The sequence below is a fragment of the Bacillus paramycoides genome (assembly GCF_001884235.1).
Classification (GTDB): Bacteria; Bacillota; Bacilli; order Bacillales; family Bacillaceae_G; genus Bacillus_A; species Bacillus_A paramycoides.
In genome coordinates this window covers 120,064-129,913 of record NZ_MAOI01000023.1, presented here as the reverse complement: position 1 = coordinate 129,913, position 9,850 = coordinate 120,064, and the positions used below count along the sequence as shown (strand labels likewise).

At 37.0% G+C, this 9,850-nt stretch carries 12 protein-coding genes and 2 tRNA genes; 12 read left to right on the top strand and 2 right to left on the bottom strand.

Features of this window, described 5'->3' with window-relative positions:
- The first annotated feature begins 246 nt into the window (after positions 1 to 246).
- The gene (gene uvsE / locus BAU28_RS04130) at positions 247 to 1,209 is read left to right on the top strand and encodes a UV DNA damage repair endonuclease UvsE (RefSeq protein WP_071717833.1); all 963 of its coding nucleotides are present in this window, start codon (positions 247 to 249) and stop codon (positions 1,207 to 1,209) included.
- On the opposite strand, the gene BAU28_RS04125 is transcribed toward uvsE, so the two are convergent.
- Positions 1,202 to 1,717 carry a rhomboid family intramembrane serine protease gene (locus tag BAU28_RS04125; protein ID WP_244158065.1) on the bottom strand — a complete coding sequence of 172 codons (516 nt, stop codon included), beginning with the start codon at positions 1,715 to 1,717 and terminating at the stop codon, positions 1,202 to 1,204. The two genes, uvsE and BAU28_RS04125, sit on opposite strands and share 8 nt — an antisense overlap.
- Here BAU28_RS04125 and BAU28_RS30840 point away from each other — a divergent pair.
- From BAU28_RS30840 to BAU28_RS04090, 7 genes are all read left to right on the top strand, one after another.
- Positions 1,623 to 1,835 (top strand): hypothetical protein, encoded by a 213-nt coding sequence (locus BAU28_RS30840; protein WP_002175337.1) that lies wholly within the window; start codon positions 1,623 to 1,625, stop codon positions 1,833 to 1,835. The genes BAU28_RS04125 and BAU28_RS30840 overlap by 95 nt on opposite strands.
- 31 nt (positions 1,836 to 1,866) lie before the next feature.
- Complete coding sequence (gene acpS / locus BAU28_RS04120; protein ID WP_002175336.1) at positions 1,867 to 2,226, top strand: holo-ACP synthase; 360 nt, start codon at positions 1,867 to 1,869, stop codon at positions 2,224 to 2,226.
- 156 nt (positions 2,227 to 2,382) lie between these two features.
- Complete coding sequence (locus BAU28_RS04115) at positions 2,383 to 3,333, top strand: LolA family protein (protein WP_048376305.1); 951 nt, start codon at positions 2,383 to 2,385, stop codon at positions 3,331 to 3,333.
- Between the two features lie 118 nt (positions 3,334 to 3,451).
- On the top strand, positions 3,452 to 4,621 hold the full coding sequence (gene alr / locus BAU28_RS04110; protein ID WP_071717831.1) for an alanine racemase: 1,170 nt from the start codon (positions 3,452 to 3,454) through the stop codon (positions 4,619 to 4,621).
- Between the two features lie 311 nt (positions 4,622 to 4,932).
- On the top strand, positions 4,933 to 5,220 hold the full coding sequence (locus BAU28_RS04100; RefSeq protein WP_000004570.1) for an antitoxin EndoAI: 288 nt from the start codon (positions 4,933 to 4,935) through the stop codon (positions 5,218 to 5,220).
- Between the two features lie 4 nt (positions 5,221 to 5,224).
- Positions 5,225 to 5,575 carry a type II toxin-antitoxin system endoribonuclease NdoA gene (ndoA, locus tag BAU28_RS04095; protein WP_071717830.1) on the top strand — a complete coding sequence of 117 codons (351 nt, stop codon included), beginning with the start codon at positions 5,225 to 5,227 and terminating at the stop codon, positions 5,573 to 5,575.
- A gap of 68 nt (positions 5,576 to 5,643) precedes the next feature.
- A complete protein-coding gene (locus BAU28_RS04090; protein ID WP_071717839.1) occupies positions 5,644 to 7,812 on the top strand; it encodes a Tex family protein in 2,169 nt (722 codons plus the stop codon).
- Positions 7,813 to 7,869: 57 nt separating this feature from the next.
- Here BAU28_RS04090 and cmpA read toward each other — a convergent pair whose 3' ends face one another.
- On the bottom strand, positions 7,870 to 7,986 hold the full coding sequence (gene cmpA / locus BAU28_RS28960) for a cortex morphogenetic protein CmpA (RefSeq protein ID WP_001143642.1): 117 nt from the start codon (positions 7,984 to 7,986) through the stop codon (positions 7,870 to 7,872).
- Positions 7,987 to 8,195: 209 nt separating this feature from the next.
- Between cmpA and BAU28_RS04085 the strand changes: the two genes are divergently transcribed.
- The 4 genes from BAU28_RS04085 (at position 8,196) to BAU28_RS04070 (ending at position 9,475) form a co-directional block, all read left to right on the top strand.
- Entirely contained in the window at positions 8,196 to 8,654 is a 459-nt protein-coding gene (locus BAU28_RS04085; RefSeq protein WP_071717829.1) for a SprT family protein, read from the top strand.
- A gap of 114 nt (positions 8,655 to 8,768) precedes the next feature.
- Positions 8,769 to 8,843, top strand: a tRNA-Asn gene (locus tag BAU28_RS04080).
- Between the two features lies 1 nt (position 8,844).
- Positions 8,845 to 8,916: transfer RNA gene (locus tag BAU28_RS04075), tRNA-Glu, on the top strand.
- A 139-nt stretch (positions 8,917 to 9,055) separates the two neighbouring features.
- Positions 9,056 to 9,475, top strand: coding sequence for a CBS domain-containing protein (locus BAU28_RS04070; RefSeq protein ID WP_048373710.1), 420 nt, complete (start codon positions 9,056 to 9,058; stop codon positions 9,473 to 9,475).
- Positions 9,476 to 9,850 lie beyond the last annotated feature (375 nt).

Below are 9,850 nucleotides of genomic sequence, written 5' to 3'. Positions count from 1 at the left end.
CGTGATGGCCGTAATCGTGACGGTAACCGTGATCGTAATCGTGATGGTGGTAGCCGTGATGGTAACCGTGGTCGTAGAGGTGAAGGTCAAGGTCGCCCAGGATCTTCAAACGGACGCGGCGAAAGAAAACATCATAGCCGTCCACAAGCTTAATAAAAAAAGAGAATGCCCTTTGTGGGCATTCTCTTTTTTTATTTCTGTAATTGTGCATACTACATAATAACTTGTATAGAAAAGAGGTGCTATATGCTTGTAAGACTTGGGTATGTTGCGATGAGCGTACATTTGAAGAATGCATCTCCATCTCAAACGATGACATATGCACAGTTTCAGCGAATTGATGATCGAGAGGCTGCGATTCGTAAACTCGAGAGAATTGCTAATTCGAATTTGGAAAATTGCTTACGGTTATTAAAGCATAATAAAGGGCATGATATATCTTTCTTTCGGCTTAGTTCCAAGCTTATTCCTTTAGCGAATCATGAGGAGTTGTTAGAGTGGAACTATATTCGCCCGTTAAAAGAAAATTTAAAAGTGTTAGGTGAGTATGCAATTCGTATGAATATGCGAATTGATTTCCATCCAGATCACTTTGTTGTACTAAATTCACCTGAAGAGAGTATTTTTAAACAATCTGTAAAGACATTGCAGATGCATAAAAAGTTGTTAAAGGGTATGGGGATTGAACATAAGCAACGGTGTGTACTACATGTGGGCGGGGGATATAAAGATAAAGAGCTCGCATTAGAGCGTTTTATCGAAAATTGGTCAAGTGTTCCAAGGAGTATTCAAGAGATGATTATATTAGAAAATGATGACACGACCTTTTCTTTAGAAGAAACATTGTATTTAGGTGAGAAATTAGACATTCCAGTCGTGTTTGATTTGCATCATCATATGATGAATAATGATCGAGAAGATTGGCATGAAGATTGGGCACGTGTTGTCCATACGTGGGAATCGTCTTTGTTACCAGTTAAAATGCACATCTCTAGTCCTAGAGATGGAAAAGACCCGAGAGCGCATGCGGATTTTATTGATGTAGATATCTTCTTATCTTTTTTGAAAAAGATAAAGGGGAGTGTTCCGCAAATTGATTGTATGATTGAGGCGAAGAAGAAGGATGAGTCTTTATTTCAACTAATGAGAGATTTAAGTAAACAAACAGATGTGGAAATTGTCGATGGTGCGAGCTTCTATATTAAATAAGCTCTGCACCATCGAATTTTTTTGTTAAAAGAGGTGTGCAAATGCCGCCAATTATCAATCCTGTTAAATGGCTTATAGGATTGGCAGAGGGATTAAAGAAAGTAAATAGTAGTAATATAAGTATCATTATTGAAAAAATAGCAATGTCTCTTGGTTTTGAAGAACGATATCGACTATACAATAAAAATAATTGGGCACCTAGTAATCCGAAAATACCGCCAGATGATCCGGCGTGAATATATTCAAGGGGCATAATAATATAAGAAGAAATATTTCCGAGAATGCCAGAAAGGAAAAAAATAATAATGAAAGGAAAGTGCCCTAGTTGTTTTTCAATAGAAGAACCAAGCACAAATAAACAAATACTATTAGAAAGAAAATGTTGTAAATCTACGTGTACAAGTAGGGAAGTTATGACACGCCACCATTCTCCTTTAGCGATATATTCATTAGAGGCTGCCATGGGAAAGAGAGAAAAGTCGCCTAACATAATCATGACTAATTGTATAAGAAGTAAAGAGATGATGATCGGTTGTAAGGAAATGCGAGTGGATGGTATTAGCATGTTGTTAGTATCACTCCTTTTGCATCAGAAAGATTCTCTGTTATTCTTACAATATGAATGAAGAAAGCTAAATAGAAGAAGGGGATTTTGAAATGATTGTAGGGATTGGAATCGATATTATTGAGTTAAATCGAATTGAAAAAATGCTAGATGGAAAGCTTAAATTTATGGACCGTATTTTAACTGAAAGAGAACGTGGTGTTGCCGAGGGGCTGAAAGGAAGTCGTCTTACAGAATTCGTAGCTGGAAGATTTGCAGCAAAAGAGGCGTATTCTAAAGCAGTAGGGACCGGTATCGGGAAAGAAGTGAGTTTTTTAGATATTGAAGTAAGGAATGATGATAGAGGTAAGCCGATTATCATTACAAATACAGAGCATATTGTTCATTTATCAATTAGTCATAGTAAAGAATTTGCCGTTGCTCAAGTTGTTTTGGAAAGCTCGTCACGCTAGTCTGCATATTTTATATCTTTGTCTCATATATTTGAGGTAGCGATAAGGAAGGCATATCTTCCATTCATTTATAGGGGCAAAGGGGCTGAAGTGATGAAAAGGCGTCTGTTTTTAGTTCTTATCGGTTTATTGACCGTTTTTGTGTTGGTGGGTTGTATGGAAAAGAAACAGGAAGATGTTGTGAGAGATTTAGAATCGAAAGTTAAAAGCATGAAGAGTTATCAAGCTGAAGCGAAATTATCTATTAAAACAGGAAATGAGCCTCAGGAGTACAACGTAGAGATTTGGCATAAAGAACCTTCGTATTATCGTGTGAATTTGCAGAATGCGAAAAAGGATCAGAGTCAAATTATTTTAAGAAATGATGAAGGTGTATTTGTATTAACACCGGCGCTTAATAAGAGTTTCCGTTTTCAAAGCGATTGGCCGCAAAATAGTAGTCAGGCTTATTTATATGAATCACTTGTAAGGGATATTTTGCAAGACAAGAAAAATCTCTCTTTCGAGAAAACAGATAAGTATTATGTATTTAAAACAAAAACAAATTATCAACATCAAAATATGTTGCCGAAACAAGAAATTAAGCTGAATAAAAGTGATTTAACACCAGTTTCTGTGAAACTGATGGATAATGATCAAAATGTCCTTGTAAAAGTAGATTTCACTAAAGTAAAGTTCGATGCAAAGTTTGATAAAGGTGCATTTGATACGAAACAAAATATGTCTAGAGCACAAGTGGATGTTCAGACGGCAGCGAAAGAAGACAAACCGTTTGCTATTTTGTATCCAAGTGATACGCCGCAAGGTATGACTTTGAAAGACGAAAAGGAGTTGAAGACAGACAGTGGCAAGCGTGCGATACTCACATACACTGGAAGTAAGAAATCCTTTACTTTAATACAAGAAAAGGCGAAAGTTGCAGAGGCTTCGTCAGCGGTAAGTGTAAGTGGTGAGTTAGTTGATCTCGGTTTCACGATTGGTGCATTGACGAAAGACTCTTTAACGTGGTCGCATAACGGAGTAGAGTATATGCTCGTGTCTAAAGGTTTAGAGCCGAATGAGTTGTTAATGGTCGCTCGTTCAGTTACAGCGAAGCAAGTAAAGTAAACTTCTTAGACGTGGTGGTATATGTGCACCACGTCTTTTCTTAGTTTGAGGGGTAGATTTCATAAAAGAAGCATATAAAAGAATAAGCTTCGCATATCGTTTATAAGGAAGTGTATTTATGGAAGAAGCACCATTTTACCGTGACACTTGGGTGGAAGTGGATTTAGACGCGATCTATAATAATATTACGCATATCAAAGAGTCCATTCCAAGTGATGTAGAGATTTTTGCTGTAGTTAAAGCGAATGCATATGGGCACGATTATGTACCGGTGGCTAAAACTGCATTAGAAGCAGGAGCAACAAGATTAGCAGTTGCTTTTTTAGATGAAGCTTTAGTACTTCGGAGGGCTGGTATTACTGTGCCGATTTTAGTATTGGGTCCGTCCCCGCCCCGTGATGTAAATGTTGCTGCTGAAAATGATGTAGCATTAACCGTTTTTCAAAAGGAATGGGTGGACGAAGCGATAAAACTCTGGGATGGTTCGTCTATAATGAAATTCCATATTAATTTTGATAGTGGTATGGGGAGGATTGGAATACGCGAGCGTAAAGAATTAAAAGGATTCTTAAAGAGTTTAGAAGGTGCGCCATTTTTAGAACTTGAAGGGGTGTATACACATTTTGCGACAGCAGATGAGGTTGAGACTTCTTACTTTGATAAGCAATACAACACGTTTTTGCAGCAGTTAAGTTGGTTGAAAGAGTTTGGAGTGAACCCTAAATTTGTCCATACAGCCAATAGTGCTGCAACGTTAAGGTTTCAAGGGATTACATTCAATGCAGTACGAATTGGTATTGCGATGTATGGATTAACGCCGTCTGTAGAAATACGGCCGTTTTTACCGTTTAAATTGGAGCCAGCGTTGTCGCTTCATACGAAGGTTGCTCATATTAAGCAAATGATTAAAGGGGATGGGATTAGTTATAATGTCACTTACCGAACGAGAACTGAAGAATGGATTGCAACAGTTGCGATTGGATATGCAGATGGTTGGCTTAGAAGATTGCAAGGATTTAAAGTGCTTGTAAATGGAGAGAGGGTACCGATTGTAGGGCGAGTAACGATGGATCAATTCATGATACTTCTTCCTTGGGAAGTGCCACTTGGTACGAAAGTTACACTCATTGGGAGACAAGGTGATGAGTATATTAGCGCTACTGAGGTTGCTGAATATTCCGGAACTATTAATTATGAAATTATCGCAACGATAAGCTTCCGTGTGCCGAGAATATTTATACGACACGGTAAAGTTGTAGAAGTAATAAATTATTTAAACAATATATAGAAGGTATTATTATTCGCTTCTTGTCATTTGAGGGGACTTTTCCCTGGTAGAGAATAAGCTCTTTTCTCGATGAGAAGCATCTTTTTATAATCGTTTTTAACATAAGTTACAATTACATGTTGCGGGAAAGATTCCGTTAATTCTTGTTTGAAAGAGACAAAAAGTAAAAGAAGATGAATGTTTTGTTTATGAATTGGAAAACATAAGCATGGAATAAGGAAGTCTTTGCAACGGGCTCCATACAATGGTATTATTACAATAGGTGTCATATATATATTTGGGTGTGTAGTTGACGGTGGAGGTGTATTTTTGTGTCCGAATCAAGTGTAACTACTGAAATCGTGGTTCGGTTGCCAAAGCAAATGGTAACGGAATTGGACGGAATTGGAAAACAAGAGAATAAGAATCGCCATGAACTAATTTGCCAGGCAACACAACTGTTATTGCGTCAACATAAGACGAAGAAACGCTACCAACATGAATCAATGCGACGTGGGTACATTGAAATGGGAAAAATTAATCTTGGTATTGCATCTGAAGCTTTCTTAGCAGAGTATGAAGCAGCTCATACAGTAGAACGCTTAGTTAGCGGGGGGTAATATTTTGATTGTAAAACGCGGCGACGTGTATTTTGCAGACCTTTCCCCAGTTGTTGGTTCTGAGCAAGGAGGCGTTCGTCCGGTTCTTGTCATTCAAAATGACATCGGAAATCGTTTTAGTCCGACTGTGATTGTAGCGGCTATTACTGCACAGATTCAAAAAGCGAAATTACCCACTCATGTGGAAATTGATGCGAAAAAGTACGGTTTTGAGAGAGATTCTGTTATTTTACTTGAGCAGATTCGAACAATCGATAAGCAACGCTTAACGGACAAAATCACTCATTTGGATGAAGTGATGATGAGTCGTGTAGATGTAGCGTTACAAATTAGTTTAGGACTAATAGATTTTTAAATCGGCAGTTTAAGTTGCTCTCTTTAAAGGGCAACTTTTTTTTATTATAGAGGAGGTTACGGTTGGATATGGAAATGGTAGATAATCGACAAGCGTTAATGAAAATGTTAGTGAAAGAATTAGGCTTTACCGAAAAGCAAGTTCGTCATGTGATTCATTTAACAGAAGAAGGTAACACAGTTCCATTTATTGCTCGTTACCGAAAAGAATGGACAGGCTCTTTAGATGAGGTGCAAATTCGTGCAATCTTAGAAAGATGGCAATATATGATGCAACTTGAAGATAGGAAAGAAGAGGTTCTTCGTCTTATTGGTGAAAAGGGCAAACTAACCGAAGAGTTGCGTCGTCATATTGTTGCTGCAACCAAACTGCAGGAAGTAGAAGATTTATATCGTCCGTACAAAGAAAAAAGAAGAACGAAAGCGACAATCGCTAAAGAAAAGGGATTGGAACCGTTAGCTGAGTGGCTATTATTATATAAAAAAGAAGATCCAACAGAGAAGGCCATGGAATTTGTTAGTGTGGAAAAAGAAGTAGCATCTGCAGAAGATGCGTTGCAAGGTGCACAAGATATTATTGCGGAACTTGTTTCGGATAATGCGGCATATCGTAGTTGGATTCGTAATACTACTTTCCGAAAAGGGATTATGTCTTCATCTGTAAAAGATAAAGAAAAAGATGAAAAGAATATATACGAAATGTATTATGGCTATGAAGAACCGTTGCAAAAAGTAGTGCCACATCGTGTACTAGCAATGAACCGTGGTGAAAAGGAAGATGTATTAAGAGTTTCTATTATCACGCCAATTGAAGAAATTCTTCAGTTTTTACATAAAAAAATGATTCTTGATGAAGCTTCTAAAAGTGCGCATTATGTACAATTAGCGATGGAAGATGGATATAAGCGATTAATTCAACCTTCAATAGAAAGAGAAATTCGTAAAGAGTTAATGGAAACAGCCGAAGAACAAGCGATTCATATTTTCTCTGAGAATTTACGTAATTTATTATTACAACCTCCGATGAAAGGGAAAGTTGTGTTAGCGGTAGACCCAGCATATAGAACTGGTTGTAAATTAGCAGTAGTAGATGATACAGGAAAAGTTCTTCACATAGATGTTATTTATCCGCATCCCCCTGTTCGTAAATATGAGGATGCAAAAACGAAAATCCTTTCAATTATAGATAAATATGAAGTTGAAATGATAGCGATTGGAAATGGTACAGCTTCGAGGGAAACGGAAGAATTTATAGTAGATGTATTACAGAATGTAGAACGAGATGTATTTTATATTATTGTAAATGAAGCGGGTGCTAGTGTGTACTCCGCATCGGATATAGCTCGAGAGGAGTTTCCGAATTTACAGGTTGAAGAAAGAAGTGCTGTTTCAATTGGGAGACGTCTACAGGATCCACTTGCAGAGCTTGTGAAAATTGACCCTAAATCTGTTGGGGTTGGACAATATCAACATGATGTATCTCAAAAGAGATTAAATGAATCATTAACATTTGTGGTAGAGACAGCAGTTAACCGAGTTGGTGTTAATGTAAATACAGCTTCAGTTGCGTTGCTGCAATATGTTTCGGGGTTATCGAAAACAGTTGCGAAAAATATTGTAGCTAAGCGTGAGGAAGATGGAAAATTCACGAAGCGAACTGAGTTAAAGAAAATCCCGCGTTTAGGTGCAAAAACATATGAACAATGTATCGGATTCTTACGTATATTAGAAGGAGCGAATCCGTTAGATCGCACAGGGATTCATCCAGAACAATATAAAAATGTTGAATTGCTATTAAAGAGCTTAGGGTTATCGAAGAGTGATGTGGGGAAACCAAACTTGCAAAAGAGTTTAGAAGGAGTAGATATTTCTAAATTATCTCAAGAGACGGAGATTGGTGAGCCGACATTAGTTGATATTATGGATGCTTTAATTAGCCCAGAACGAGATTTGAGGGATGAGTTGCCAAAGCCACTTTTGAAAAAGGGGATTTTAAAATTAGAAGATTTAAAGCGTGGTATGGAATTAGAGGGAACGATTCGCAATGTTGTTGATTTCGGTGCCTTTGTTGATATTGGTGTGAAGCAAGATGGTTTAGTACATATTTCTAAACTAAGCAAACAATTTGTAAAGCATCCATTAGATATCGTATCCGTGGGACAAATTGTAAAGGTATGGGTAGATGATATTGATACAAAAAAAGGTCGTGTTGCATTATCAATGTTACCGATTGAATAGTAAGAAAAGAGAGCAGATGAAACTGCTCTTTTTTTATGAACTGGAAAGTTTAATTGATTATGAGCTTTGATGTATTTTGCTATAATAAAACCAGCATTCATTTAACAATTTGATTTGATACCGGTTTTTCTCAAAATATGCACGTTGCATTTGCTTTTTTAGCCACGTGGGCATAGGAATCCCTCCTTGTTTAATCCTGCTCTCAAAAAAGTAGTTCCTTTTAGTTAAGGTAACTTTGATGAGAGGTTGGTGAGTGGATTTCTATCAATGCTGCATTTTTAGAAATCACGCTTCTTGAATGAGGATGGGTATATGTACTATTTACTATATGTATAAGAAGGGAGAAAAGTGTAAAATTATTTTTTAGTTTAGGAGGAATGAGAATGGATGAGCGAGAAATTCAACGGTTAGTTGAAGAAGTGTCGTTACAATACTTTGGGACGCCCTTCTTACATGAAGCGATGTTTAATAATAGATTGCGTACAACCGGTGGACGCTATCTATTGAAGAGTCATAATATAGAACTGAATTATCGATATTATGAAATGTATGGTAAAGAAGAGTTAGTAGGGATTATTAAGCATGAGCTTTGCCATTATCATTTGCATATCAAAGGAAGGGGATATAAGCACCGAGATAGAGATTTTCGTGAGTTGCTAAAGAAGGTAGGTGCACCGCGTTTTTGTAAACGAATGATTAATGGAGGGAAGGAAACAAAAGTTTATACGTATGAATGTATGGAGTGTTCACTTCGATATGTAAGAAGACGTCAAATAAATACAAAAAGATATGTCTGTGGAAAGTGTAAAGGGAAACTAAAACCGATAACGAAAACATCTTGACAGTAAAAACGCAATCCAGTATATTATAAACATGTCACGTTTGCGCAAGATGGTGTGAAAAAACTTCTTGACTTACGATGAGAAATTTTATAAGATACAAATTGTCTTTATTATTCCGCAGTAGCTCAGTGGTAGAGCTATCGGCTGTTAACCGATCGGTCGTAGGTTCGAGTCCTACCTGCGGAGCCATGGCCCGTTGGTCAAGTGGTTAAGACACCGCCCTTTCACGGCGGTAACACGGGTTCGAATCCCGTACGGGTCATAAAAAAAGAGTCAGCAATTTGCTGACTCTTTTTTAGTATGTCTATATCTTCAACCTCTTTTTATTGTGCTGTCTTCCTGAAATAAATAAAGGAATTTAGGAAAAGCTATAGTATGTATTAAAAGGAGGAGATAGAATAATGACAAAGGTTCGAGAACTTATGAGTACAAATATTGTACAGTGTACACCACTAGATAATGTATATGAGGCTGCTGTAAAAATGAAGGATGAAGCAATTGGTATGATTCCAGTTGTTGAGAATGAACAAGTTATTGGTCTTGTGACGGACCGGGATTTAGTTGTTCGTGGAATTGCTGAAAAACATCCAGGATCTAATAAGATTACAGATGTAATGACGACAAATATCGTTTCAATTTCTCCTGATGATTCTATTGAGAGAGCTACAGAATTGATGGCACAGCATCAAATTAGAAGGTTGCCAGTAGTTGAAGGTGGTCAATTCGTTGGTATGTTAGCCTTGGGAGATTTAGCTATAAGAGAAGTAGCAGATGACCAAGCTGGTTTTGCTTTAAGTGAAATATCAGAGCATACAAAATAATTTATCCCGCTATTTGCGGGCGACAAGATTCTCACCTCACAACTTAGTGAAAGCGAAGGGAGCAGGTGGGAGTCTCGTTGCCTGGAACGCCCCACTGAGTATAGCTTCAATGTATACACAAAAAAACATATACATCATTTTAACTTTATATGGATAAAGGTGATGTGTTAACATGATAGAGCTGAAAGATTATATACTAGCTATGCATGATTAATATTTTCCGATAGTTTTTTAAAATTTGTGATTCATAATTTTTAATGAGATAAAAAGTGATATACTAATAGATATAAGTATTATGAGAGATTTTGAATATAACAATATTAATTTCTTTTGATGAGATAAGAAATTAATATTTCCTATGTAGATAAAAAAGGG